This is a genomic window from Actinoplanes sp. NBC_00393, from assembly GCF_036053395.1.
Classification (GTDB): domain Bacteria; phylum Actinomycetota; class Actinomycetes; order Mycobacteriales; family Micromonosporaceae; genus Actinoplanes.
Genome location: NZ_CP107942.1, coordinates 10,865,909 through 10,890,655, shown reverse-complemented (window position 1 = coordinate 10,890,655; position 24,747 = coordinate 10,865,909). Strand labels below are relative to the sequence as shown.

Genomic DNA, 24,747 nt, shown 5'->3' with positions numbered 1-24,747 from the left:
AGGCAAGATCCGGGGATGGGTGACACTCAGACCGATCTCGCCGCCCTCGAGGCCGCACGACACCGCATCCGTGACGCCTACCTGCGACCGGTCGGCGACCGGCCGTCCAGCACCGCCCGCGGCCTGCACCACACGGCTCTGATCAGCAGTGACGTCGAGCAGACCGTCCGGTTCTACCAGGATCTGCTGGGCTTCCCGCTGACCGAGCTGATCGAGAACCGGGACTACCCCGGCTCGTCCCACTTCTTCTTCGACATCGGCAACGGCAACCTGCTCGCCTTCTTCGACCTGCCCGGCCTGGACCTGGGTCCGTACGCGGAGGTGCTCGGCGGGCTGCACCACATGGCCATCTCGGTGGACCCGGCGCGCTGGGACGAACTCGTCACCCGGCTCAGTGAGGCGGGCGTCGAGCACACCGTCCACAGCGGCGTGTCGGTCTATTTCCAGGACCCGGACGGCGCCCGGATCGAACTGATCGCCGACCCGCTCGGCGAGATGTACGGCACCAAGGTCCTATGACGGCTGCCGCCAGGCCCGATACCGCCGGCGGGTGAGGCTCACGGCCAGCGGCAGGGCGAGCACGCCGAGGACGACGACCCACCATCGGCGCTCGACGACGGCCTCCACCACGGCGAAGAGCCACCAGGCGACGGCGAAGAGCGTGGCCAGCAGGGCAGCGGTGGCGCCGCGCCACCACGGGCCCGTCCGGACGGACTCGCCCGCGGGCAGCTCCCGCGCATAGCCGTCGAGGGAGGGGAACTCGTCGGACGGGAGGGCGCCCGCCTCGGCGACGTGCGCACGGGACTCGGCGACCAGCTCAGCCGCGCGCCCGGGCGGCACGTCGAACCGGCCGATCAGCACCGCCTTCAGCCGGGCGAACCAGGCGTCCGGGTCGCGCGGGTCGTGACCCTCGGCGCCGGGCCAGGCCAGCGGCTCCGCGGGCGCCGGCCCGGGACGGGTCAGCCACCAGCAGGCGACCAGGGAGATCGCCAGCAGCACGAGCGCCGGGAACTCGCCGATCCGGGTCCGCGGGAGCAGGGTGAAAGCACTGGCGCCGGCCACCACCAGCACACCGGTCAGGACCAGACCCCAGGGCGCCAGGCGCGGACGGCCGGCGGCCCGCAACGCGCCCGGGGTGCAGCCGGCCAGGACGGCCAGCGCGAGCACCAGCACCCCGGTCAGCCCGGCCACGGTGACCGGAATGGTGAACCCGCCCGCCACCCAGGCGCCGATCACGGCCACCAGCGCGCCGAGGAAGGCCATGACGAACAGGCCGTCGCTGAAATGGTCGCGGACGTTCTTCCCCGAGGTGTCCCGGCCGGCCAGGGCTGCCGGGTTGGCCGCCGCCACGTCCGCCGCGAACTGTGCGGGCGTGCCGAGCACGTCCACCGGGCGCTGCCCGCTCGCCGCGTGGTGCTCGCGGGCCTCCTCGATCAGCGGCGTCGCGTGGTGGTAACCGATGCCGTACTCCCCCAGCGCATACCGCGTACTGTGCTCCCAGTGCTCGAAGGAGCTCTCGAATTCCTCGATGGCGTTCATGCTGTCCCCGTTGTGTGCTCGATGAAGCGGCCCATGGTGTCCGCGAAGCGGCTCCAGGACGCCCGTTGCCCGGCCAGCCGCTCCCGGCCGGCCTCGGTGATCGCGTAGACCTTGCGGCCGGGACCGCCCTGGCCCGCCTGCCAGGTGGACTCCACCACCGCGTCCGCCTCCATCCGGTTGAGGACCGGATAGAGGACTCCGCCGCGGATCGTGCCGAGCCCCGCCTCGGCGAGGCGCTGGCCGATCGCATATCCGTGCTGGTCACCCTCGGTGAGAGCGACCAGCACGGCCAGCTCGAGCGCGGCGCGCACCCAGCCGGCTTCGGCATCCTGTGGCATGCCGTCCTTTCAAGTAAATCCGATCAGCAACTAGTCTGGATTTAGACTAGCAGACGTCTGGCCGATCACGGACAGCGGAAGACGTCGATGTCCGCCTAGGGTGACGCAATGCGATTGCTTCCCCGCTTGTCCGCATTGACGGTGATCGCCGTGACCCTGACCGGTAGCGCCGGCGTGGTCGCTCCCGCGGCCGAAGCCGCCGCTGCGGCGGCAGCAAGAGCCAAATACTTCTTTCCGGTACGCGCGACGAACGTCTCCATCCCGAAGACGCACTCCGGCTACCCGGCGACCGACATCTTCGCCGCCTGCGGCAAGCCGGTCCTCGCCACCACCAGCGGCGTCGTGCTGGAGGTCAGCCGCAAGGACAAGTACGTCGACGGCGCTCCGGCCGGGCCGAACAACGGCGGCAAGTTCGTCTCGATCCAGGGCGACGACGGTGTGCGCTACTACGGCTCACACCTGAGCAAGGTGACCGCCGGCCTGAAGAAGGGCGTCCGGGTGAAGGGCGGCCAGGTGATCGGCAAGGTCGGCCGGACCGGCAACGCCAGCAACGTCTGCCACCTGCACTACGGCATCTCGCCGCCGTGCCGGAAGACCGGCGACTGGAAGGTGCGGCGCGGCGTCGTCTGGCCCGCGAAGTACCTGACGTCGTGGCGCAAGGGCGGCCAGAAGAGCCCGGTCGCGGCCGTGCAGGCGTGGCAGAAGAAGCACCGCTGCAAGGCCTGATCAGTCGAGGGCGAGCCGGGCTCCGACCAGGGTGAGATACCACTCGGAGTCGGTGAAGCCCGGCCCGGTCTCCGGCCCGATGTAGGCGTCGAGGTGCTTCGGGCCGCCGAGACCGGGCGTGAACTCGTCGGTGATCCGCCAGGCGGCCTTGCGCAGCGCGGTACAGACCGCGGACGGGGCGCGCGATCCGTCCTCCTGGGTGCCGCAGGCCGCGACGGTGAAGCGGGTGCCGTGCGGCAGGACGTCCGGGTCGGCGGCCGCGGAGACCCACGGGGTGAGCACGTTCCCGTCACTGCTGCGCGGCGCCGAGTCCAGCCAGAAGCCGACGTCGTGGGACCAGTTCAGGTATTTCCCCGAGCTGGTCCGTCCGGTGCCCTCCTCCTCGACAGCCTCGACGAAGCCGGCCGGGTAGGTGCCCAGGTCGTCGTCGCCGTTCGAGCACTCCAGCCGGGGACAGCCGGTGACCTGCGTCGGCTCGCCGTCGTGATACTTCTCGACGGCCGTGTAGTAGACGGTTATCTCCCAGCCGGAGGTGGTGCGCTTCGGGCGTACCGAGCGGGGTGGTGAAGCCGGCGCGGACGGAGAGAAGGCCGCGGCAGAGGGAGAGGTCGCGACAGCGGAAGGCGAAGCCGCGGTCGCGGAAGGCGCCGGTGGCGGCGCCGTGCCGCAGCCGGCGAGCACGGCGGCGAGCAGAAGCGGGCAGGCACGCACCAGGTGAGCATGCCAAGCCGGTCAGGGCAGCACGACGCAATGCCGGCAGCGGGCCTCGTACGTGTACGTGCCGTCGTCCGGCAGCGCGGTCGACGGGGCGAGCTCGCGGATCATCGGCTTGCCGTGCTCGAGGACCTGGGTGTGCGTGGCCTCCAGCGACCGGCAGACGTCACAGACCGCCCGCCGGTAGATCACCTTCGCCGGGGCCAGCTCGAACAGCGCCCGCACCGGCGCGAACAGCTGCCCCCGATGGTCCAGGTCGATCCCGGCGACGACGACCTTGACGCCGGACCGGACCGCCACGTCGAGCACCGCGATGTCGTCGACCGTGAACATGTGGATCTCGTCGACCCCGATCACCTGGACCTCGCCGTCGACCGCGCCGGCGAGCGAGTGGACCTTGACCGTCTGCAGGGTGCCGCCGGAACGCGACATCACCGCGGTGTCCCGGCCGTGCCGGGCCGACTGGTAGACGCAGTGCGGAATGCCGGCGTGCTGCAGCGGGGACAGCAGGCTGATCATCTCCAGCGACTTGCCGCCCTTCATCGGGCCGAGGATCACGGTCAAATCCATGGCGGAGACCGTGCCATGAAATCCCGGTCCGGGACAGTGGCCGAGACGACTGACACACCGCGGGATGATCGGACCGGATCGCCGCGATCGGGCGGGACCGGGGTGCGCCCGGCCAGGCTGGTAGGCGAAGGGAGGCCACCGTGATCTCAGCACTCAACCGGCTCGTGGACCTGGTCGAGGAGGACTTCGACCTCGGGGAGCTGGCGCGGTCACTCGGCACCACCGAGTACCACCTGCGCCGGATGTTCTCGTCGCTGGCGGGCATGCCGCTGTCGGAGTACGTGCGGCGGCGCCGGATGACCGTCGCCGCCGCCGACATCGTGCGTGGCTCGGACGACCTGCTCACCATCGCGGTCCGCTACGGGTACGGCTCGACCGAGGCGTTCGGCCGGGCGTTCAAGGCTGTGCACGGCGCCAACCCCGGTGACGTACGCCGGGACGGTGGCCCCCTTCGCACACAACCACAACTCAGGTTCCGCCTGACCGTCGAAGGGAGCATCCCCATGGACACCCGCATCGTCGACCGCCCCGCGTTCCGGCTGATCGGGCACGCCGCCCGGGTTCCGCTGATCCACGAGGGCGTCAATCCGCACATCCAGCAGCACATCGCCGCGATCCCGGTCGAGGAGCACGGCCGGCTGAAAGCGCTCGGCAACACCGAGCCGGCCGGGTTGCTGCAGGTCACCGACGATCTGGAGCCGGACAGCCCGGAGGGCAGCGAGCTGACCTACCTGCACGGGGTCGCGGTCACCGGGGACACCGCGGTGCCGGACGACCTGGACGCCATCGAGGTGCCGGCCGGGCGGTGGGCGGTCTTCCGTACCTCCGGGCCGCATCCGCAGGCGCTGCAGACGGCGTGGGCCGCGACCGCCACCGAGTGGTTCCCGTCGAACCCGTGGCGGCTGCGGCCCGGCCCGTCGATCGTCGCGATCCTGGACCGCGCGGCCGACTTCAGCACCGCCACCTGCGAGCTGTGGATGCCGGTGGAGCCGGCCTAGGTGGGCAGCCAGACCCGCATGGTGGCGGGGCCGCGATTGGCCCAGTCGTGGTACGCCACCAGCGGGATCTCCCCGAGGTCGGCGCCGGGCGCCCGGGCCGGGCCGTCCGTGTAGGGCCACGTCCGATCAGAAGCGGCGACCTGGCGGAGGTGGACGACGACCCGCCCGTCCACCAGCCGCGGCGGTTCGTCCGGGTCGACCCGCACGTCGTCGACGGTCAGCCCGCCGGGCAGGTCCACCGACTCCAGGGCGTAGACGACCGGGCCGCGTTCCACCGCGACGCAGCCCCGCACCGCGTCGACCCGCGGATCCGGGTACGTGAACCGCGGCACCACCGGCAGGCAGAGCAGCACCTCGTCGCCCTGCTTCCACCGCCGCCGCTCGGTCACGTACCCGGGTTCCACCTCCCAGGTGTGCCCGCCGACGGTCAGCGTCGCGCCGTCGCCGGCCCACGCCGGCACACGCAACGACAGCGACCACGGCTCGTCGCTGTCCCGGTCGATCCGCACCCGGATCTCGCCCTCGGCCGGGTACCGGGTGGTGACGGTCAGGCGCCCGGCGACCGTGCCGGACGCGTACTGGTGCAGTTGGATGCCGTCGCCGTCGGTGGTGGCCAGATAGCCGGCGAGGCTCGCCACGGTGCGGGCCACGTTCGTCGGGCAGCAGGACACCTCGAACCAGGGCGCCCGCACCGGCGCGACGGGCCGTGGGTGCGGCCGGTCCGGGTCGGGCACCGGGCCCGCCGTACGCCGGTGCAGCGTGTTCGCGTAGAAGAACGACTTCCCGTCGGCCGCCGGAGAGGTGGCGACCACGTTGTAGAGGGTGCGCTCGATCAGGTCGGCGGCGGCCGGGTCACCGTGGGCCAGCAGCAGCCGCCAGGCCACCATCACCGAGCCGACCGAAGCGCAGGTCTCCGAGTACGCCCGGTCCGGCGGCAGCACGAAGTCCTCGCCGAACGCCTCGTCCATGTGCCGGGAGCCGATCCCGCCGGTCAGGTAGACCCGCCGGGCCACGGTCCGCCGCCACTGCCGGGTCACCGCGTCGAGCAACTCGCCGTCACCGGTCTCGTCGGCCAGGTCGAGCGCGCCGGACGCCAGGTAGACGGCCCGGACCGCGTGCCCGCGGAACACCGTGGCGTCCCGGATCGGCATGTCGTCCTGGTAGTACTCCCGGCCCCACTCGATCTCCGGCAGCACGTGGTGGCCACGCCGCTCCAGGAAGAGCCGGGCCTGTTCCAGGTAACGCGTCTCGCCGGTGACCCGGTACAGCTCGACCAGCGCCGGCTCGATCACCGGATGCCCGTCCACGGTGGCCAGACCATCGGCCCCGAAGACCTCGCACACCAGGTCGGCGGCCCGGCAGGCGACCCGGACCAGCAGGTCCTCCGGATGGCCGGTCCGGGCCCGGGCCACCGCGGCCTGGATCAGGTGGCCCAGGCAGTACAGCTCGTGCCCCCACGCCAGGTCGGACCAGCGGGGTGGCTGCCCGGGCCGGCCGAACCAGGTGTTCAGGTAGCCGTCCGGCTGCTGAGCGGCGGCGACCCGCGCCACGATCGCGTCGTAGCGCTCGGCCAGCACCGGGTCCGGCTGGGAGCCGAGCTGCCAGGCGAGCGCCTCGAGGAACTTGTAGATCTCGCTGTCCGAGAACTCCCGGCCGCGCCGGTCGGCCGGGTCGGCGGAGAAGTTGCCGAGCCAGCCGGCCCGGTCCAGCCAGTGGTCGATGTGCGGCAGGATGGCCCGCCGGTTGCGGTCCTGCAGCTCGGCCCAGAAACCACCGATGATCCGTACGCGGTCCGGGGCGAGCGGTTGCAGCCGGGAGCGGCTCGGCCGTACCGGCCCGCCCGTTTCGTCGGTCATGGTCACCCTTTCAGTGCGCCGGACATGAAGCCGCGGATGTACTGCCTTTGCAGGGCCAGGAAGAGCACGATGCACGGGAGCGCCAGAACGACCACGCCCGCCTCGGTGGCGCCGTAGTCGATGATGCCCATGACCTGCTGGCGCAGGTTCGCGACGGCCAGCGGCAGGGGCGCCTTGTCGGCGTCGCTGATCAGCACGAGCGGGGTGATGAAGTCGTTCCACGCGGCCAGGAACGCGAACAGGCCGACCGTGACCAGCCCGGGCCGGACCGCCGGCAGCAGCACCCGGAACAGCGCCCGGAGCGAGCCGCACCCGTCGACCAGAGCGGCCTCCTCCAGCTCGGTCGGCACCGCCTCGAACGAGATCCGCATCATGAACACCGCGAACGGCAGCTGGAACATGGTCAGCACCAGGGCCAGGCCGAGCAGCGAGTTCTGCAGGCCGATCCGGTTGAGCAGCACGTAGAGCGGGATCAGCAGGGTCGCGTACGGAACCATCAGGATGGCGAGGGTGAGCAGGAACAACGCGTCGCGGCCGGGGAAGCGGAACCGGGCGAACGCGTACCCGCCGAACAGTGAGACGCCGACCGTGAACAGCACCGTCAGGCTGGAGACGATCACGCTGTTCAGCAGGTACTGCCCGATGCCGGCCTGGTAATCGGCGAGGGTGCCGTAGTTGGCGAACCCCCAGCCGTCGGTCTGTGCGGTGCCGCCCTGCGGCGAGACCGAGGCTGCGCCGGCCCAGAGCAGCGGGAAGAGGAAGAGCAGCGCCAGGGCGCCGGTGAAGACGTAGTAGGGCATCCGCCGCATCAGCTCTCCCTCCCGCGCAGCCAGCGGAACTGGCCGGCGTTGAGCAGCAGCAGCGCGCCCAGCACCATGATCGAGAGGGCGGCGGCGAGGCCGAGGTCGTTGCCGCCGGCGAACGCCGCGTTGTAGATGAGCTGGACGATCGTCACGGTGCTGTTGTCCGGGCCGCCCTTGGTCAGGATGTAGAACTGGTCGAAGGCGAGCAGCGAGCCGGTGACGCAGAGGATCGTGCACAGCGCCAGCGCCGAGCGCAGCAGCGGCAGCGTGATCGACCGGAAAGTGCGCCAGCGGGTGGCGCCGTCCATCTCGGCCGCCTCGTAGACGTCGGCGGAGATGCCCTGCAACGCGACCAGCAGCAGGAGCATGTAGAAACCGGCGAACCGCCAGACGATCAGCGCGACCGTCGACCAGAGCGCGCGCTCCGGAGTGCCGAGGAACGAGTCGATGCCGAGGAAACCGAGCGGGCTGCTCTGCGGCGAGTAGAGCGCGTAGAACAGCAGCGACGCGGAGGCCAGGCCGAGCGCGCTCGGCACCAGGATCGCGGTCCGCAGGAACGCCGACCACCGGGTCGCCTCCTGGACCAGCAGCGCCAGGCCGAGCGCGAGCCCGATCAGCAGCACGGTGGTGATCACCGTGTACTTCACCGTGAACCACACCGCCGGCCAGAACAGCCGCTGGTCGACGGCGTCGACGAAGTTCTCCGGCGCGTTCAGGCCACGGTTCCCGGCGAACAGGCCCCAGTCGGAGACCGACATCTGAGCGACCAGCAGGACGGGCACGGCGAAGAAGATCACAACAAAGAGCGCGGTCGGTGTCGCGTACGCCCAACCGGTGAGTGCCTGACGCCGGGCCCGGGGCGGCTGCTTGGCCACCCCGGGCTGTGTCACGGTCATTTACTGAGAACCTCGGTGATCGCCGTGTTCCCGGCGGTCGGGTCGGTGCCGCCGGCGAAGACCTGGTCCCGGAAGAGCGCGACCCAGGGGCTGCCGGCCGCATTGAAGGCCTGCTGGAAGTTCTTCGCCACCGGGGTCTTGCTGGCCGGCGCGCCGGCCACCTCGTTGATCGCCAGCACCCGCGGGTCCTTGCGCGAGTACTCGTTGTCGGCGAGGTCGCTGCGCGAGACCACGGTGTTGTTCGCCGCGAGCACGTTGACCTGGGCTTCCTCGGACATCATCCAGGACAGGAAGTTCCACGCCTGAGCGGTCTTCTGCGAGTCCTTGGAGATGCCGATGCCGTCGCCGCCGACGAAGGTGGAGGCCCCGCCGCTGACGCCGGGCAGGGCGGCGACCCCGGTCTTGACGGTCTTGTCGGCGGTCTGCAGCAGGGTGGCCGGGTACGGCATCACGCCGATCTTGCCCTGTTGGAAGCCGGCCACCCAGGTGGCTCCCGTCTCGTCCCGGCTGCTCGGGTCGACCGCGCCGGCCGCCCACAGCTCCCGCCAGGTCGAGTAGACCTGCTTGGCCGCGGTGCCGGCCAGCAGCGACTCGGTGCCCTCGGCGTTCATCACCTCTTCGCCGGAGGCCCAGACCATCGGGAACCAGGTGAAGACGCCGCAGCCGCCGCAGTTGCCGCCGAACGACGTGCCGTACGTGTCCTTCTTCTTCAGTTTCTGGATCGCGAGCGCGTGCTCCTTGAACTCGGTGAGGTTGGCCGGGCCCTTCTCCGGGTCGAGGCCGGCCTCGGTGTAGAGGTCCTTGTTCCAGAACATCACCGAGAGGTCGAGCACGAACGGCAGCACGTACTTCTTGCCGTCCAGGGTGCCGGCGTCGAGATGACCCTTGTTGATCGACCCGACGTACGGCAACGCGTCGATCTGCTTCGTGATGTCGGCGAACAGGCCGGCGTCCGTCCAGTTCGGCACATAGACGATGTCGGCGGCGAACAGGTCGGGCAGGTCGCCGCTGCCGGCCGCCGCACCCACCTTCGCCACGTAGTCGTCGTTGGGCACGATGGTCAGCGCGACCTGGTTCTGGTGGCTCTTGTTGTATGCGTCGACGAGCAGCTTGGCCTGCGCCTCCAGCGGGGCGCGGGTCCACAGGGTCAGTTTCGCGCCGTCGTCGGTGCCCTCGATGCCGCCGGTGTCGACGGCGCCGCCGTTCTCCTCGCCGTCGCCGCCGCAGGCGGTGAGCGCGGTGGCGAGAACGACGGCCATGGCGGTGGCGAGAATGCGTCGGGTTCTGGTCATGGACCATCTCCAGGGATCGGTCACGTCACATCCGAAAACGCTTTCCGAAAAGTAACCTGTGTCACATCGATGGTCAAGAGTGCCCTGGGCGCTACCGTGTGTTCCTGGAGTCGCGCGAGACGGAGGACGCGGTGACCTCGACGGAACAGCCCATGACCGGACGGCCCGCCACCCTGCACGACGTGGCCCGGCTGGCCGGCGTCTCGATCGCCACCGCCTCCAAAGCCCTCAACGGGCGAAAACACGTTTCGGCGACGACCCGGGCCGAGGTGCTGCAGGCGGCCGCCCTGCTGGCGTATTCGCCGAACACCCTCGCCCGGGGCCTGGTGGCCGGCCGCACCGGCATGGTCGGGCTGCTCACCTCCGACCTGGAGGGCCGGCTCTCCATCCCGATCCTGATGGGCGCCGAGGACGCCTTCGGCGCCGACCGGACCAGCGTGCTGCTCTGCGACGCCCGCGGCGACGCGATCCGTGAGGGCCACCATCTGCGTACGCTGCTCAGCCGGCGGGTCGACGGGCTGATCGTGGTCGGCGCCCGGCCCGACCCGCGCCCGTCGATCGGGCGGGACCTGCCGGTGCCGGTCGTGTACGCGTACGCGCCCTCCGCCGATCCCGCCGACCTCTCGCTGGTCAGCGACAACGTCACGGCCGGGCGGACGGCCGTCGGGCACCTCGGGGACCTGGGCCGCCGGACGATCGCGCACATCACCGGCGACCCGACGTACGGCGCCGCGCAGGACCGGGCCAAGGGCGCCCTCGCCGAACTCGCCGACCGGCGCCTGCACCTGGCCGGCGACCGGGTGTTCTTCGGCGACTGGTCCGAGGCCTGGGGGCGTACCGCGACGCGGATGCTGCTCGCCCAGCACGTCGCGATCGACGCGGTCTTCGCCGGCTCGGACCAGATCGCCCGCGGCGTGATCGACGCCCTGCACGCGGAGGGCCTGGACGTGCCGCGTGACGTCGCGGTGATCGGCTTCGACAACTGGGAGATCTTCACGACCAGTTCGCGGCCGCCGCTGTCCAGCATCGACATGAACCTGGAGTCGCTTGGCCGGGTCGCCGCCGAACGCCTGGCCGCGGCGTTCGACGGCGCCCTCGGCTCCGGCATCGAGCGGCTCCCCTGCCGCCTGGTGGCGCGGGAGTCGACCGTCGCCGGTTGATCAGGCCGGTGGCTGACCGCCCGGCGGCCGGCCACCCGGAGCGCCGCTGGGTGGGGTGCCGCCTGGACCTCCGCCACCTTCCGGTCCGCCACCACCGGCGGGTGGGGCACCGCCGCCGGTGGGTGTCGTGCGGGTGTCCACGCCGACGCTGAGGGCTACGACATAACCGCTGCTCACGTCCCCGGTCACGGTGGCCAGTTGGCTGGCGCCGCCGTCGTCGCCGAACACGTTGTCGGTCTCCAGGGTCAGCTGCGCGAGGTTGGTGACCGACTGCTCGTACCCGGCCTCCTTGAAGACCGTGTCGCTGACGTCCTTCGGCAGCGCCACCTGGGAGGTGGCGATCGCCTTCGTGGAGTCGGTGATGCTCGCCTGGTCCGGGTAGACCTCGAAGTGGACGTGCGGCCAGCGCCCGGTGTAGCAGGCCGGGAAGATGCTGGTGAACGTCACCTTGCCGAAGTCGTCAGCGATCTGCACCCCGCGCAGGTAGTTCTCCGCGGTGACCCCCTCGGAGTACATCGAGTAGAGCCCCGCCCGGTCACAGTGCCAGACGTAGACGGCCACGCCCGCGAAGGCCGCGCCACCGTTGGCCAGGTCCTTGACGGTCAGCTCGAGCGTCATCGGCACGCCCTCGGCCGTCCCGCTCGCGTCGCCGAAACTGGACCGGATGTCGCTGCGCACGATGCCGCTCTGCTCCAGGACGTCCGGGCCGTTCGAGCCGTCACCCGGGTACGGCCCGGCGGTCTCGTCGGGAATCTCCCCCGACGAGGTGGTCGCGCCGGTCGTCGTCGTGGTCGTGCCGGAGGACTCGCTGCTGCAGGCCGCGAGCCCGAGCGCCGCCGCGCCGATCCCGAACGCCCGCAGGATCTGCCGGCGGCCCATCAGCGTCCCGAGGTCGAACCCGAGCCCCTGGTCGAACACCTCTTCAGCCGGATTCGGCAGACGCCGCCCCTGATACGTCGGTTCCTGCTGCCTTCTCACTGATCCTCCGCAATATGCCGATTGCCTGGGGACCATGCAAACACCGGAATCTATGGTTGCGCTGTGCGCGCGGCATGATTCACCGATCGATCTCCGCTAGGGTCTGGGCATCGCATGACGTCGATACGGGGAGACGGGCTGTGAGCGACGAACTGGTGCCCCCTGGGCTGGACACTTCCAAGGCGCACCCGGCGCGCCGCTACAACTACTGGCTCGGCGGCAAGGACCACTTCGCCGCCGACCGCGAGTCCGGGGACCTGCTGGAGCGGCACCACCCGAGCGTGCGGCTCACCGCCCGGGAGAACCGGGCCTTCCTGCAGCGCGCGGTGCACCATCTCGCCGCCGAGGCGGGCATCGACCAGTTCCTGGACATCGGCACCGGCCTGCCCACCGCGGACAACACCCACGAGGTCGCGCAGCGGATCAACCCCCGCTCGCGGGTGGTCTACGTGGACAACGACCCGATGGTCGGCGTGCACGCCCGGGCGCTGCTCACCAGCACCCCCGAGGGCCGCACCTGCTACCTCCAGGAGGACCTGCGCAACCCGGAGGAGATCCTCGGCGACCCGCAGCTCAAGGAGATCCTCGACCTGGACCGCCCGGTGGCGCTGATGCTCATCGCGGTGCTGCACTTCATCGCCGACCATCAGGAGGCCCGGGAGGTCGTCGCCCACCTGGTCGGCGCGCTGCCGTCGGGCAGTTACCTGGCCGCCTCCAACTTCACCCTGGACTACACCCCGCCGGAGCAGGCCGCGGTGGCCCTCGACATGATCGCCAAGGGCCAGTCGGACGCCCATCCCCGCACCCGCGAGCAGTTCGGCGACTTCTTCAGCGGCCTGGAGCTCATCGGGCCCGGCATCGTCCCGGTCTCCGACTGGCTGTCCCCGGTCCCGGCCGGCCAGCGCCCGACCGCCGCGCAGGTCGCCATCTACGGCGCGGTCGGCCGCAAGCCCTAGAGGACTTTCGGCGTCGGGGTCTCGCCGTCGGTCCGGAGCCGGCGGCCGTCCGCCGTTCGCCTCGATCGCGAGATGTGCCGACCGGCCGGCCGGCGGGTCTCGGTGCAGGCGCACCAGCCCGCCCTCCCTTCGATCCAGCCGGACCCGCACGGCTGGCAGAGCACCGTGCGCGCGGCGGCCGGCGCTCTGCGGCGGGAGACCTTCCGGATGAACGGCCACACATACAGCGGGTGTACCTACACCCACTACGGGTGTGCCGGCGTTCGGGAACTCATACCGCCGTGCCTGCCCGCTGGGTGGCGCCGAAGGCAGGCCCGACCCGAATGAGACTCGGCCCGCCGGCGGGCCGACTCTAGGAGGCCGCCTCCGACGCGTGCGATGCCGCACCGGCCTGATCGACGGCTACCTCACCGGCACAGGTCTCTCTCCACCAACCGCAGCCGAACCCTGACCACGAAGGTGTTCTAGAACAGCGCGGAGTACGCGTTGAGTGCCGGCTGGCCGCCGAGGTGGGCGTAGAGGACGGTGGAGTCCGCGGCGATCTCGCCGCGCTGGACCAGGTCGATCAGGCCGGCCATCGACTTGCCCTCGTAGACCGGGTCGGTGACCATGCCCTCGGTGCGGGCGGCGAGCTTCATCGCGTCCAGCGTGGACTCGTCGGGGATGCCGTAGATGCCGGCGTGGTACCGGTCGTCGAGGATGATCTCGTCCTCGGTGAGCTCCCGGTCGACGCCGATCAGGGCAGCGGTCGCGCGGGCGATCCGGGCGACCTGGTCGCGGGTCTCGGTGGGCTTAGCCGAGCCGTCGATGCCGATCACCCGGCGCGGGCGGCCACCGGCGGCGGCGAACCCGGCGATCATGCCGGCCTGGGTGCTGCCGGTCACCGAGCACACGATGATCGTGTCGAAGAAGACGCCCAGCTCACGTTCCTGCTCGATCACCTCGTACGCCCAGCCCGCGAAGCCCAGCCCGCCGAGCCGGTGGTCGGAGGCGCCGGCCGGGATCGCGTAGGGCACGCCGCCGTCAGCCCGCACCGACTCGAGAGCGGCCTCCCAGCTCTCCTTGAAACCGATGCCGAACCCGGCCTTGACCAGCCGCACGTCCGCGCCGGCCAGCCGGCTGATCAGGATGTTGCCGACCTTGTCGTAGACGCTGTCCGGCCAGTCCACCCAGCTCTCCTGGACCAGCACGCACTTGAGGCCGGTGGCGGCGGCGACCGCGGCGACCTGACGGGTGTGGTTGGACTGCACGCCGCCGATCGACACCAGCGTGTCGGCGCCCTGCGCGAGCGCGTCGGCCACCAGGTACTCCAGCTTGCGGGTCTTGTTGCCGCCGTAGGCGATACCGGAGTTGCAGTCCTCCCGTTTCGCCCAGATCGCCGCGCCGCCGAGGTGGCGGGTCAGGCGGTCCAGCCGGTGCACCGGGGACGGGCCGAACAGCAGGGGGTGGCGGGGGAAATCGGCGAGCGCCATGACGGCTCCTAAAGGTCGACGCTGTGGTGCAGGTGGCCCCAGATCGCCGCGTTGACGGCGACGGCCCGCGCTTCGTCGCGCGCGGCCAGGGCATTGATGAGGTCGTCGTGCAGCTGCACCGAACGGGACGCCTGAGGAGAGGTGAACAGGAGGCGTTCGGCTCGGCGTACCAGAGGGGTGCATCTCTCGACGGTGCCGAGGGCCGCGGCATTGCCGTAGGCCGCCAGCGGGATCGCGTGCACCTCGTCGTCGGCGGCCAGGGCCGCCTCGACGTCGCCTGCGGCAACGGCGGCAGCGAATCGGGCGTTGGCCGCGCGCATCGCTGCCAGGTGGTCGGTGGAGAGCTTTCCGGCGATGTTGCGTACGGCCAGATCGTGCATCGCCCCGAGCACAGCGGCCGCGTCCTCGACGTCTTTCGGTACCACCGCGGTCACCCGGGTGTAGCTCTGCGGTTTCGTCTCGACCAGGCCCTCACCGGCCAGCCGGGAGATCGCCTCGCGGATCGGCGCGCGGGACAGCCCGAGCCGCTCGGCCAGCTCGTCGGGTCGCAGCGCGGCGCCGGGAGCGAGCGTGCCGTCGACGATCGCGCCACGGATCCGCTCGTAGGCCGCGTCCCGCAGCAGGTGCCGTCCGATGCTCTCCATAACTGAAATGTTAGATACCAACCGTGGTGATCGCAAGATCAGCGCGCCGGCCGGGCGTGGCGGCCCGGACGCCCGGCGTGGCGGCCCGGTGGCTGTTCGGTCAGGAGCAGCAGGGCGAGTCCGCCGACGATCAGGACCAGGGCAGTCATCAGGTACGACACGACGGGCGGGCCGGTGACCGGAACTGTTCGGGGTGGCGGCGAACCGCGGGACGGCTCGGCGGGGATCACCACGGTGGACGGGGCGCGGGCCTCGGCGCCCGGGGAGTCGGCCACGGTCATGTCGCCGGTGACGTGCGCCTCGTACGTGTGCTTGCCACTGGCGATCTCCGCGGCGCTCAGGTGGTAGACGCCGGACACGCAGGTCACCGAAGCGCCCGGCGCGACCGCGGTCTTTGCGCAGGTCACCGCGGCGGGCAGCCCGGTGACCCGGATGTTCACCAGCGTCACGTTGCCGGTGTTGGTGACCACCACGGTGGAGACGACGTCGTCGCGGATGCTCAGCTTGCCGTCACCGTCGGTGTCGGTCCAGGCGGCCTTCTGCGCGGCGGCGAGCCGCGGGCTGGGCGCGGCGACCGGGACCGAGACCTGCGCCGGGCCGGAGGAGACCGCGCGGTCCGTTCCGGACCAGACCCCGCGGGCGTACGCGCGAGCCACGATCGCCCGTCCGGCGTCCACGTCGTCCTGGGTGACCCGGTACGGCTCCTCGGCCGTGCAGCCGGTGCCGGCGCCCACGGCGAGACGGGTGTCCTCGCAGGTCACGGCACCGGCCCGCGGGTCGTCGACGGTCACGTTGCGAACCGTCACGTTGCCGGTGTTGCGGACCTCGTAGCGGTACCGAATCACATCGCCGGCCCGGACCGCCGGGCTGACCGCCGCCGTGGTGACCCCGATCGACATCTCCAGGGTCAGCGTGGGACGGGCCTCGACCACACCGACATCGACCGTGAACGGGCCGAACCGCTGTGCCCCGCCGGAGCCGGGTGGGGTGCCGGCGACGAAGATCTCCTCGGTGATCGGGGTCGCGGCGTCGATCTCTTCCTGAGTGACGATGTGCGCGTCGCCCGTACAGATCATGCTCGATCGGACCGTGAGCGCCGTTGCCGGGCAGCGCACCGTGCTGCCGCGGCTGCTGGTGACGCTGATGCCGGACATCACCTGGTTGCCGGTGTTGGCCACCTCGTAGCGGTAGGTGATGGTGTCGCCGGCCTCGACGGCGTTGCGGTGCGCGGGCGGCGTGACCACCGGCGTGATCTGCGCGCGCAGCGCCGGTTCCGGGACGAGCAGGTTGATCCCGACCATCACCGGCGCGTAGCTCAGGTCCCGGCCGTCGGGCGTGCGGCCGCTCATCGACACCCGGTTCGTGATCTCGCCGCCGGTGTCGACGTCGGCGCGGGTCACCGTGTAAGGCCGGGGCGAAGCGCAGGTGACGGACTCGCCCGGGCCGAGTGCGGTGCCGGGACAGTCGGCCGGGCCGAACAGGCTGTCGGTCACCGCGATCTGCCGGATCGTGACCGCCCCCGCGTTGGCCACCACGTACTCGTAGTCGATCTCGTCGCCCTCGTCGACGGCAGTGCGGTGGTCGGCGGGGCTGACCAGCGCGCGGGCGTCCAGGGTCAGACCGGGCGAGCCCACCGCGAGTGGGACGCTGACCGGGACCGACGCGTACGGGACGGCGCTCGCCTGCCCCGGGCTGCGTCCCCGGACCCGCGCGGTCGAGTCGAGCGTCCCGCCCCGGTCGACGTCCCCCTGATTCACCGTGTACGGGGTGGACGCGCAGACCATCTCGGTGTTCACGAGCACCGCGGTGTTCGGGCAGGTGGCCGAGCCGGCGAGGGTGTCCACGACGGTGACCTCGCGCATCGTGACGTTGCCGGTGTTGCGGACCCGGTAGGCGACGTCGATCCGGTCACCGCGTGCCACCCCGGTCGCATGGTCCGGCGGGATGACCATGACGGTGGCCGTGATGCTGAGAGCCGGCCGGGACGGATCGACGGCGAGTGACGTACCGCCCTCGGCGGCCACCGCCGCGCTGCCCGGGGTGGCGCCCTGGCCGGTGACCATGGCGTCGTTCTCCACCGGGTGCCCGGCGTCGACGTCGTCCTGGGTGACCCGGTACGGCTGGGCCGGCGCCGAGTAGCAGGTGACCGTGGCCCCGGCCGCGATGGTGGCCGGGCAGTTGTCGCCGGTGACCTTCGTGTCGCTGACCTCGACGTTGTTGACGGTGACGTTGCCGGTGTTGCTCAGCCGGTACCGGTAGGTGATGCCGTCACCGGCCGTGACCGGCACCGGGACTGTGGAGTCCACCGTGAGGGTGAGTGCCGGGTTCGGCGGTGCGACGGTGACGCTCGCCTGATAGGTGCCGTACGGCGCGAGGCCCGTGACACCGGTCGGCCGGGCCGTGACGGAGACGGCGTCGGTGATCGGCAGGCCGGCGTCCAGGTCGCTCGGCAGGACCGTGTAGCCGGCGCCGGCCTGGGTGTGGCACGTCATCGAGAGGCCGATGTCCAGCGTCGACGCCGGGCAGGTCACCGGGCCGGTCCTGGTGTCGGCCAGGGCGATGTCGACCATGTGCACGTTGCCGTTGTTGGTTACCTGATAGTCGTACTCGATCGTGTCGCCGGCGGCCACGGCGTGCAGCCGGCTCGGCGTCGAGACCCTGGGCGTCACCACGGCGGCCAGAGCGGGCCGGGCCACCACCACCGGAACGTTCGCGGTGACCTGGGCGTACTGGACCGGCCCGGTGTCGATCGCGCTAGCCGCCATCACCGTGACGGTGTTGCCGATCGGCACGCCGGCGGTGATGTCGGCGGAGGTGACCGGGTAACTGCCGGCCGCGCAGTCGGTGGTGTCGCCCGGCGCCAGGGTGGTGCTGAGGCAGGAACCGGGTACGCCGCGGGTGCCGACCGCGGTGAGCTGGCTCAACGCCAGGTTGCCGGTGTTGGTCACCCGGTACACGTAGCCGATGCTGGTGTTCACGGCCGCGCCGATGGTCGAGGCGGGACTGAGGGTGGTGAGCACCGAGACGGACAGGGCGGGAGCAGCCGCGGTCGCGGTGACAGTGGCCGAGGCGGCGTTGTTGGCCGGGGCGGGATCGGTGCTGCCGGACGCGGTGACCCGGGTCCAGCCGACGAGAGTGCCGCTGTCCCGGGCGACACCGGAGACGGTCAGTGTCTGTGGACCGTCGGCGACCGTGAGGCTCGGGATGCTCCAGATCAGGGTGGCCATGTCGAAGGCTCCCGCGGACGGCGTACCCGCGGTGAGCAGCACCAGCCCGGACTGCGGCTCCTCGCGGAGCAACACGCCGACGGCGTCCGACGGTCCGTGGTTGCGGACCGTGACGTCGAACTGCACGGTGCCGCTCTGCACGAGCGACGTGGGGGTGGCCGTCTTGGTGACCCGCAGGTCGGAACGGCGCTCCACGTCCCGGGTGGTGACCACGGTGTTGTCGGAGCTGTCCGGGTCCGGCGAACTCGCCGAGACCGTCGCGGTACGCGCGTAGACGGCGCCCGTGTATCCCGGCGACAGCAGCACCCCGGCGAAGTTGATCCGCCAGGACGATCCGCCGGCCAGGGAGGCCAGGTTGCAGACGTACGCGCCGCCGTCCGGAGTCATCCCGCCGAGGTCCACCGTGCCCTGGAAGGCGCACGAGCCGGCACTCGGGGTGGCGGTCGGAACGGGCCGCCCGGCCGGGATGGCCTGCCGCAGCACCACACCCTCGGCCCGGGTCGGACCGTCGTTGTCCACGGTGACGACGCCGAGCACGTTCTCGCCCGCGACCAGCGGGTTCGCCGGCGTGGTCGAGTTGCTCAGGTCCTGCGACACCCGCAGGTCGGCCTCCAGCTCGATGGTGAAGGTGACCACCGAGGTCTCGTCGCCCGGCGCCGGATCGACGGTGGACGAGATGATCGTGGTGCTGGCCTGCTGGACGCCGGCCGCCGCGGTCAGGCCCACCACGGCCTTGCCGCGAATCAGTCGCGTGACGCCGGACGGAAGCTCCTGGATCGTGCAGGCCGTGCTGGTGCAGATCGGGCTCGGATCCCGGACGATCGTGAACCCGGGCGGCACGACGGTGTTGAACGAGACGTTCCGCGCCGACGACGGGCCCCGGTTCCGGACGGTCAGCGTGAACGGCACCTCGGCGCCGGGCTTCGCGGTGCTCGCGTCCAGCGTCAACTGCACACTGAGGTCGGCCTGCTTGAGGCTCGGCGCCTTCACCGCGGCGTTGTTGTCGGTGACGTCGGACTCCGGGGTCGACGAGCTGACCGAGACGGCGTTGTGGATCGAGTCGGTGTCGGCGTCGTCCAGCTGCACCAGGATGTCCACCGACGTGGTCTGGCCGGGATCCAGGGTCGGCCAGGTGCAGGTCAGCGTACGAATGGGGACGCCGACGTAGGCGCAGGCGCCGCTACCTGCCGGGTTGGAGCTGAGGTACGTCGAACCGGTCGTGACCGGGTTCGTGAGCGTGACCGCGAGTGCCCGGGACGGCCCGTTGTTGGTCACCACCGCCCGATAGGTCACCGTGTCGCCCTGCACCGGTGTGGCCGGCGAATAGGTCAGCACCACGTCCAGATCGGTGAGGGTGACGACCGTGGCGCTCACCGAGGTGGCGTTGTCCGCCTGGCTGATCTCGTAGGTGCTGCTCGTCACCGAAGCGGTCAGCGTCGCCTGCGCACCCGGGGTGGCCTGCGCTATCACCGTGCCGGACACGGTCATCGTGGCGGGTGTCCCGGGCGGCAGGGTGCCGAGATTGCAGGTGGCCACGGAGAGGGTCACCGAGCAGCCGCCCGGGTTCGAACTCGCCGTGATGCCGCTGATCCCGGCGGGGACCACGGCGCTCGCCACCACCGAGCCCGCGGCATTCGGCCCGTTGTTGACGATCGTGATGTCGGTGGTCGCGGTCTGCCCGGCGATCACGCCCGGCGCGGCCACGACGGCGGTGATCACCAGGTCGGCGGCCGCGGCGACGGCGGTGCTGACGTCGCTGGAGACCGAGGTACGGGTGGTGTTGCCGAGATCGTCGCGGAAACTCACGGTGGCGTCGTTGGTGATGGTCGTGGTGGCGGCGGCGGGGTTCACGCGTACCTGATAGGAGAAGGACCGGCTCTCGCCCACCGGAATGGTCCCGCCGGTGGCGGCGCCCGCGCCGGTGCCGGTGCGGACCCGGACCGACCTGGTGGCCGCGTCATACTCACCGATGTCGGAGTCTGCGGCGTCGCTGACCGGAGTGCTGGTCGCCCCGCTGATGGACCGGATCGAACCGGGCACGAACGTCACGTTCGCCGGCAGGTCGTCGGCCATCACCGCGTTCTTCGCCGGGTTACCGCCCTTGTTCTGCGTGTTCACCGTGTAGGTGAGCAGCTCGCCGACGTTCGCCGAGGTGCCGCTCACCGCGGTGGAGGTCTCCAGGCAGGCCGCGGTGCCGAACGAGATGCCGTCCAGGAAGTTGCCGTGCGTGGGCTTGTTCTGCGCGGTCGAGACCGACTCGAACCCGAACCGGGTGGTGGTCTGCCCCGCCGGAACCGTGTACGTCCCCGACCAGGAGCCCCAGGCCGCCGGCGGATCCGCCACCGGCGTGCTCTGATTGGGTACGAACGTCGTGCTCGGCGCCGTCGGCGGCGGCCCGATCCGCACCGCCATGACGTCGTTGCCCGGCCCGAGACGGCCGCGGTGCCTGAGCTCCCAGCGCAACGTCAGGCCCGGAGTGGTCGGCAGATCCTGGTAGAGCTCCGAGACGTAGTTGGCGTTGAGCTCGACGAACTGCCGGCCGGAAGCCGCGTTGAAATTCTGCCGGACCTCGCGCCACAGCTCGAACTCGTCGTCTGGGGCGGTGGTCAGCCAGCCCGGCATGGCGCCCTCTTTGATCAGCTCCATGGTGGCGGCGGTGCGGATGACCGGTGCTTCGAAATCGCCGTTGGTCAGCGTGACCGGCAGGGCGCAGGTGGTCTGGGCTGCGCGGGCGGGATGCTGCGGGCCGGTGAGAACCGAGGGGAAGACCAGGAAGAACGTGGCGAGCATGATCAGTACGCCTAGGGGGGCGCAGCTCCGCAGACGCATTTTGGGCAACCCGATCCGGTTCGGGCGGCTTCTGACCGCCACGTCGTCACGAGTAACCTAAGTCAGCTTTGAGAAATTTTCACTCTTTTGTCGGACAAGGTCGGCTTGCGCCGACCTTGTCCCCGTCCCGGCTCGTGGTCGCGGCCCTGGTCCTGGCTGACGCCGAGCGTCCCTTCAACCGCCCGGAAGCAACACTCAGCGTCAGCTGAGAGGCTGGGCTGACGGCCAGCGCCCCTTCGACAACGCTCAGCGTCAGCTGAGCATGATCTGGTACGCGCGGGAAGTTGGTCTCGAGCTGTCAGACCTCGGCAGCGAGCTTGCGCAGAGCGGTCTTCGCGATCTTCTTGAGCTCGGCGGTGCTGGGCGTCGGCGCGCCGACCAGGGCCACGGTGACGTACACGTCCTGGTACGCGATGGCGACCAGCTTGCCGGTCACCGAGACCTCGAAGCCGTTCTCCTTGAGCGTGACGTCCATGGTCACGGCTACCGAGGCGTCACCGAGATCCGGCATCTTCGGCAGCGGGGCCATCTCGATCCGGAGACCCTCGTTCTCGATGTCGGGGCAGCGTTCCAGGACCTCCGCGGTCTGCCAGACCATGGTCTGCGCCTGGCGGCGGCCTACGTCGTACAAGGTTTCCATGAGCACGGGGCCAGCCGCGTCCTTGATGAAGGCGGCGGCTTCCAACTTCGGTTCGGCGGTGGCCATCACCTTGACGGGGCGGTCGGTCTTGGTTGCGTCGTCGCCCTTGGTCGGCCTGTCGCCCTTGGTCGGCCGGTCGCCCTTCGTCGCGTCGTCCTTCGTGGGCCGGTCACCCTTGGTTGTGTCGTCGGTTTTCACGGGCCAGTTGCCGGTGATCGGCCGGTCGCCTGGATTGCCCTTCACCGGCCGATCCACCTTCAGCGGCAATTCGACCTTCAGCGGCCATTCGACCTTCAGCGGCCATTCGCCCGAGGTGGGCCGGTCGCCCTTGGTCGGACGGTCACCCTTCGTGGGGCGCTCGCCCTTGATCGGCTTGTCGTGCTTGTTGGGCCAGTCGTGCTTGTCGGGCCGGTCGTGCTTGTCGGGCCGGTCGTGCTTGGTGGGCTTGTCGTGGTTCGGCGGTCGATGCGGGCGGTTCGGTCGCCACGGCGTGGTTGGCCACTCCGGCACCAAGTCGTCGTCGGAGGGCTGGAGCAGTTCGTCAGTGTCGACCGCGTCCGCCGCCACGCACGGGTCGCCGCTTGCCTGCTCGGGGCCGATCATGCCGGCGATGGCCTCGGCTGGATCGAAGTCGAGAGCCGCGTACCCGGCCGGAAGATCGTCCGCTGTCAGCAGCGCGTCCTTGAGCGAGGCCGGGTTCATGAGAGGTGCGGCGGCAGCGGGACGTGCGGTTCCCGCGACGTCGGCTACCGCCATCGGCAGGCCTACGCCGACCGAGAGACCGACAGTCAGCGGAAAACCGGCGGCAAGCCTGACAACCTTGTTCTTCAGAATCCCCATCGCCTCACCCTAGGGTGACAATCGGCGATGACTGCGCGCTTTCTGACAACGCGCTCACGTCGGATTCAGCCGTGCGGGAACCGGCAAACGGCACTCAATTTTACCCTTGCCGGGAGCTCAGCGCGCCGCTTTCGGTCTGCCGCCGGGGACGCCGATCATCTCGCCGGCCGGCTACGACATGCACGGATCATCGGCCGCAACCACGAGTTAAGCCGATACCCCGTCGACGGTGCGGCGGCACGTGCACGACATCCGGGCCGCCGCCAACCCAACGGCTCCGGACGACCCCCGGGTACACCCGCCGCAAGTCCCAGCCCGCCGGCAAAAGACGGCACATTAGAGGCATCAGCTGTGACTCAGGCACCGATAAATAGACGGGAAGCAGCAATAAAGCACAGCCAGACGATCGAATAGGCTGAAAATATGGGCCCAGCTGTGAATTGTTGCTGATCAGGCCCCGCCGAGTATCTTCGAGGAATGGCCGACTGACGCTGCTTCCGGTCTGCCGCCCGGCGGCCCGGGTCCGGAGGACATCCAGCGTGCAATGCACCGCCCCGCGACGCTGACCGCGGGCTGGGCTGCAATGCGCCGATCCGCGACGCTGGCCCACGGACTGGGCTGCAATGCGCCGATCCGCGACGCTGATTCACGGACTCCGGGCCCGCAATGCGCCGCGGTGTCTCAACGTGGAGCGGAGTGCACGATCTCGCGGATCTCGAAGACGGCGACGTGGTCTGCCGCAGCGGCGAACTCGTCCGGGTCGTCCTTCGTCACCAGGCCGAGCCGGACGAAGAACGGAACCCCGCCGGGCACCTCGACCGGGAACGCCCGCATCACTGAACGCCTCTCGTCCGGGTTGGACACCTCGACGAGACTGACCGAGGCCTGGCGCCGGCCGGAGGTGAGTTCACCGCGACCGGCGGCGCGGACGTTGCGCGCCCAGTCTCCCTCCGGCAAGCCGGCGACCAGGTAGCGGCGTCCGTCCACGGTCAGCGGCGAGACGGGCGTCGAACGTGCGACGCCGGACCGCCGTCCCGGAACGGTCAGCACATGGATCGTGCCGAGCCGTAGACCGAGACGGTTTAGCGCTCGAACGACACGGTTCGCGAACGGCAGCCAGCCCGGCAGGCGGCGTATCGCTTGCGACATCGCAAATCCTTTCGACGATCGAAGCTTTCGCCTGAACGGTATATTCCTTCGAGTGTCGAAGCAAATGCCCGAGGCGGACGGACCGGCTCCTCGTTCAAAAACAACGGGCCGGTGGTCACCGCGCCGCACCGAAGCTCCACACCAGCAGCCGGCAGCTGTTGATGCCCACCCGGCGGCGAGCCAAGGCAGCATCCCGACGGCTGCGGCCGACCCGCCCGCGGCACAGGGCGACTCGCGGACGGCCGAGGCAGATGCGGTCGCGGAGGCCGGCATAGGCAAGGCCGCGGATGTCGCGTCGGACCAGGAGAGCGACATCGGGACGGCGGCCGCGGCTGACGCGGCGCTCGGGCTGGGCGATATTCGAGCGGCCACCGATGACGCGGCGCTCGGGCTGGGTGATATTCGAGCGGCCACAGATGACGCGGTGCTCGGGCTGGGCGATCTTCGGACGGCTGCGGCTGATGCGGCGGCCGAGTTTGGGGCAGCCGCGGACGAGGTGGATGACGCGGCGGCTGGGCGGCTTGGCGTCAACCGGACTGACCTGCGCATCCTTGGTTTGGTTGGGGCCGCGGGGGCGATGACGGCGGGGGTGCTTGCGGAGGCGGCGCGGCTCAGTCCGGCCGCTACTACGGCTGCTATTCAGCGGCTGGTTGCGGCTGGGCACCTGCGCCGCGAGGTTGATCCGGTGGATCGGCGCCGGGCCGTGGTGACCGTTACCGAGGGGACCGTTGAGACGCTGGACCGCGTGTACGGGCCGATCGGTGACGTTGGGCGGCGGCTTCTCGACCGCTACTCCCCTGCCGAGCTCGCGCTGATCACCGGGTTCCTGCGTCTGGGGCGGCGCATGCAACTTGAGCAGGCTGAACGTATCCGCATGATGCGCGAGTGAAGAGTTTGCGCACAGGACAGAGAATTTCGGTGAGTTGCTGGACACTGTGCTCCACCCCGGGTCCCCCTCACCACTGGAACGGCCGTGACCACTTCGTACCCGTGCCCATACTGCGGCGCCACCGCCTCCTCGGCGTCCGGCTGTCCGTCCTGCGGGCGCGCCCCGGACGCCGACGCGATCGAGGTGATCCGGCTGGATGCGGAACTCGCCGGCCTCCACCAGCGCCTCCAG

General features: G+C 70.7%; 20 protein-coding genes. 6 read left to right on the top strand and 14 right to left on the bottom strand.

Going from position 1 to position 24,747, the window contains the following annotated elements; genetic code table 11:
- Positions 1–15: 15 nt before the first annotated feature.
- Entirely contained in the window at positions 16–519 is a 504-nt protein-coding gene (locus tag OHA21_RS50345) for a VOC family protein (RefSeq protein WP_328467922.1), read from the top strand.
- Here the strand turns inward: OHA21_RS50345 and OHA21_RS50340 are convergent.
- Positions 514–1,539 carry a hypothetical protein gene (locus OHA21_RS50340; RefSeq protein ID WP_328467920.1) on the bottom strand — a complete coding sequence of 342 codons (1,026 nt, stop codon included), beginning with the start codon at positions 1,537–1,539 and terminating at the stop codon, positions 514–516. The two genes, OHA21_RS50345 and OHA21_RS50340, sit on opposite strands and share 6 nt — an antisense overlap.
- Entirely contained in the window at positions 1,536–1,877 is a 342-nt protein-coding gene (locus OHA21_RS50335) for a PadR family transcriptional regulator (protein WP_328467918.1), read from the bottom strand. The genes OHA21_RS50340 and OHA21_RS50335 overlap by 4 nt, the downstream gene beginning before the upstream one ends.
- A gap of 108 nt (positions 1,878–1,985) precedes the next feature.
- Here OHA21_RS50335 and OHA21_RS50330 point away from each other — a divergent pair, with 108 nt between their 5' ends.
- On the top strand, positions 1,986–2,603 hold the full coding sequence (locus tag OHA21_RS50330; protein ID WP_328467916.1) for a M23 family metallopeptidase: 618 nt from the start codon (positions 1,986–1,988) through the stop codon (positions 2,601–2,603).
- On the opposite strand, the gene OHA21_RS50325 is transcribed toward OHA21_RS50330, so the two are convergent.
- A complete protein-coding gene (locus OHA21_RS50325) occupies positions 2,604–3,314 on the bottom strand; it encodes a hypothetical protein (protein WP_328467914.1) in 711 nt (236 codons plus the stop codon).
- 21 nt (positions 3,315–3,335) lie between these two features.
- Positions 3,336–3,887 carry a thymidine kinase gene (locus OHA21_RS50320; RefSeq protein WP_328467912.1) on the bottom strand — a complete coding sequence of 184 codons (552 nt, stop codon included), beginning with the start codon at positions 3,885–3,887 and terminating at the stop codon, positions 3,336–3,338.
- Positions 3,888–4,027: 140 nt separating this feature from the next.
- On the opposite strand from OHA21_RS50320, the gene OHA21_RS50315 reads away from it, so the two are divergent.
- Positions 4,028–4,885 carry an AraC family transcriptional regulator gene (locus tag OHA21_RS50315; RefSeq protein WP_328467910.1) on the top strand — a complete coding sequence of 286 codons (858 nt, stop codon included), beginning with the start codon at positions 4,028–4,030 and terminating at the stop codon, positions 4,883–4,885.
- On the opposite strand, the gene OHA21_RS50310 is transcribed toward OHA21_RS50315, so the two are convergent.
- From OHA21_RS50310 to OHA21_RS50295, 4 genes are read right to left on the bottom strand one after another with little or no spacing between them, the layout of a single operon-like run.
- Complete coding sequence (locus tag OHA21_RS50310; protein WP_328467908.1) at positions 4,882–6,741, bottom strand: glycoside hydrolase family 127 protein; 1,860 nt, start codon at positions 6,739–6,741, stop codon at positions 4,882–4,884. The genes OHA21_RS50315 and OHA21_RS50310 overlap by 4 nt on opposite strands.
- 2 nt (positions 6,742–6,743) lie before the next feature.
- Positions 6,744–7,550: a carbohydrate ABC transporter permease gene (locus tag OHA21_RS50305; protein ID WP_328467906.1), complete on the bottom strand. Its 807-nt coding sequence runs from the start codon at positions 7,548–7,550 to the stop codon at positions 6,744–6,746.
- Positions 7,550–8,440 carry a carbohydrate ABC transporter permease gene (locus tag OHA21_RS50300; RefSeq protein WP_328467904.1) on the bottom strand — a complete coding sequence of 297 codons (891 nt, stop codon included), beginning with the start codon at positions 8,438–8,440 and terminating at the stop codon, positions 7,550–7,552. Before OHA21_RS50300 ends, OHA21_RS50305 begins: the two co-directional genes overlap by 1 nt.
- The gene (locus OHA21_RS50295) at positions 8,437–9,732 is read right to left on the bottom strand and encodes an ABC transporter substrate-binding protein (protein WP_328467902.1); all 1,296 of its coding nucleotides are present in this window, start codon (positions 9,730–9,732) and stop codon (positions 8,437–8,439) included. The genes OHA21_RS50300 and OHA21_RS50295 overlap by 4 nt, the downstream gene beginning before the upstream one ends.
- 152 nt (positions 9,733–9,884) lie before the next feature.
- On the opposite strand from OHA21_RS50295, the gene OHA21_RS50290 reads away from it, so the two are divergent.
- Positions 9,885–10,892: a LacI family DNA-binding transcriptional regulator gene (locus tag OHA21_RS50290; protein ID WP_328467900.1), complete on the top strand. Its 1,008-nt coding sequence runs from the start codon at positions 9,885–9,887 to the stop codon at positions 10,890–10,892.
- Here the strand turns inward: OHA21_RS50290 and OHA21_RS50285 are convergent, their stop codons facing one another.
- A complete protein-coding gene (locus tag OHA21_RS50285) occupies positions 10,893–11,870 on the bottom strand; it encodes an intradiol ring-cleavage dioxygenase (protein ID WP_328467898.1) in 978 nt (325 codons plus the stop codon). It lies immediately after the preceding gene.
- A gap of 140 nt (positions 11,871–12,010) precedes the next feature.
- Here OHA21_RS50285 and OHA21_RS50280 point away from each other — a divergent pair, with 140 nt between their 5' ends.
- Positions 12,011–12,826, top strand: a complete 816-nt coding sequence (locus OHA21_RS50280) for an SAM-dependent methyltransferase (RefSeq protein WP_328467896.1) — start codon at positions 12,011–12,013, stop codon at positions 12,824–12,826.
- A gap of 464 nt (positions 12,827–13,290) precedes the next feature.
- Here OHA21_RS50280 and OHA21_RS50275 read toward each other — a convergent pair whose 3' ends face one another.
- From OHA21_RS50275 to OHA21_RS50255, 5 genes are all read right to left on the bottom strand, one after another.
- Complete coding sequence (locus OHA21_RS50275) at positions 13,291–14,298, bottom strand: 1-aminocyclopropane-1-carboxylate deaminase (protein ID WP_328467894.1); 1,008 nt, start codon at positions 14,296–14,298, stop codon at positions 13,291–13,293.
- 8 nt (positions 14,299–14,306) lie between these two features.
- Complete coding sequence (locus OHA21_RS50270) at positions 14,307–14,942, bottom strand: GntR family transcriptional regulator (RefSeq protein WP_328467892.1); 636 nt, start codon at positions 14,940–14,942, stop codon at positions 14,307–14,309.
- A 38-nt stretch (positions 14,943–14,980) separates the two neighbouring features.
- Entirely contained in the window at positions 14,981–20,998 is a 6,018-nt protein-coding gene (locus tag OHA21_RS50265) for a DUF7507 domain-containing protein (protein ID WP_328467890.1), read from the bottom strand.
- A gap of 298 nt (positions 20,999–21,296) precedes the next feature.
- Entirely contained in the window at positions 21,297–22,478 is a 1,182-nt protein-coding gene (locus OHA21_RS50260) for a hypothetical protein (protein WP_328467888.1), read from the bottom strand.
- A 681-nt stretch (positions 22,479–23,159) separates the two neighbouring features.
- On the bottom strand, positions 23,160–23,627 hold the full coding sequence (locus OHA21_RS50255) for a nitroreductase/quinone reductase family protein (protein WP_328467886.1): 468 nt from the start codon (positions 23,625–23,627) through the stop codon (positions 23,160–23,162).
- A 52-nt stretch (positions 23,628–23,679) separates the two neighbouring features.
- Between OHA21_RS50255 and OHA21_RS50250 the strand changes: the two genes are divergently transcribed.
- Positions 23,680–24,516 carry a MarR family winged helix-turn-helix transcriptional regulator gene (locus OHA21_RS50250; RefSeq protein WP_328467884.1) on the top strand — a complete coding sequence of 279 codons (837 nt, stop codon included), beginning with the start codon at positions 23,680–23,682 and terminating at the stop codon, positions 24,514–24,516.
- Positions 24,517–24,747 lie beyond the last annotated feature (231 nt).

What these genes read in the sequence shown, in the direction of transcription:
- OHA21_RS50345 (WP_328467922.1), top strand. Translation starts at nt 16, where the DNA reads ATGGGTGACACTCAGACCGATCTCGCCGCCCTCGAGGCCGCACGACAC.
- OHA21_RS50340 (WP_328467920.1), bottom strand. Translation starts at nt 1,539, where the DNA reads ATGAACGCCATCGAGGAATTCGAGAGCTCCTTCGAGCACTGGGAGCAC.
- OHA21_RS50335 (WP_328467918.1), bottom strand. Translation starts at nt 1,877, where the DNA reads ATGCCACAGGATGCCGAAGCCGGCTGGGTGCGCGCCGCGCTCGAGCTG.
- OHA21_RS50330 (WP_328467916.1), top strand. Translation starts at nt 1,986, where the DNA reads ATGCGATTGCTTCCCCGCTTGTCCGCATTGACGGTGATCGCCGTGACC.
- OHA21_RS50320 (WP_328467912.1), bottom strand. Translation starts at nt 3,887, where the DNA reads ATGGATTTGACCGTGATCCTCGGCCCGATGAAGGGCGGCAAGTCGCTG.
- OHA21_RS50310 (WP_328467908.1), bottom strand. Translation starts at nt 6,741, where the DNA reads ATGACCGACGAAACGGGCGGGCCGGTACGGCCGAGCCGCTCCCGGCTG.
- OHA21_RS50305 (WP_328467906.1), bottom strand. Translation starts at nt 7,550, where the DNA reads ATGCGGCGGATGCCCTACTACGTCTTCACCGGCGCCCTGGCGCTGCTC.
- OHA21_RS50300 (WP_328467904.1), bottom strand. Translation starts at nt 8,440, where the DNA reads ATGACCGTGACACAGCCCGGGGTGGCCAAGCAGCCGCCCCGGGCCCGG.
- OHA21_RS50295 (WP_328467902.1), bottom strand. Translation starts at nt 9,732, where the DNA reads ATGACCAGAACCCGACGCATTCTCGCCACCGCCATGGCCGTCGTTCTC.
- OHA21_RS50290 (WP_328467900.1), top strand. Translation starts at nt 9,885, where the DNA reads ATGACCGGACGGCCCGCCACCCTGCACGACGTGGCCCGGCTGGCCGGC.
- OHA21_RS50275 (WP_328467894.1), bottom strand. Translation starts at nt 14,298, where the DNA reads ATGGCGCTCGCCGATTTCCCCCGCCACCCCCTGCTGTTCGGCCCGTCC.
- OHA21_RS50270 (WP_328467892.1), bottom strand. Translation starts at nt 14,942, where the DNA reads ATGGAGAGCATCGGACGGCACCTGCTGCGGGACGCGGCCTACGAGCGG.
- OHA21_RS50265 (WP_328467890.1), bottom strand. Translation starts at nt 20,998, where the DNA reads ATGCGTCTGCGGAGCTGCGCCCCCCTAGGCGTACTGATCATGCTCGCC.
- OHA21_RS50260 (WP_328467888.1), bottom strand. Translation starts at nt 22,478, where the DNA reads ATGGGGATTCTGAAGAACAAGGTTGTCAGGCTTGCCGCCGGTTTTCCG.
- OHA21_RS50255 (WP_328467886.1), bottom strand. Translation starts at nt 23,627, where the DNA reads ATGTCGCAAGCGATACGCCGCCTGCCGGGCTGGCTGCCGTTCGCGAAC.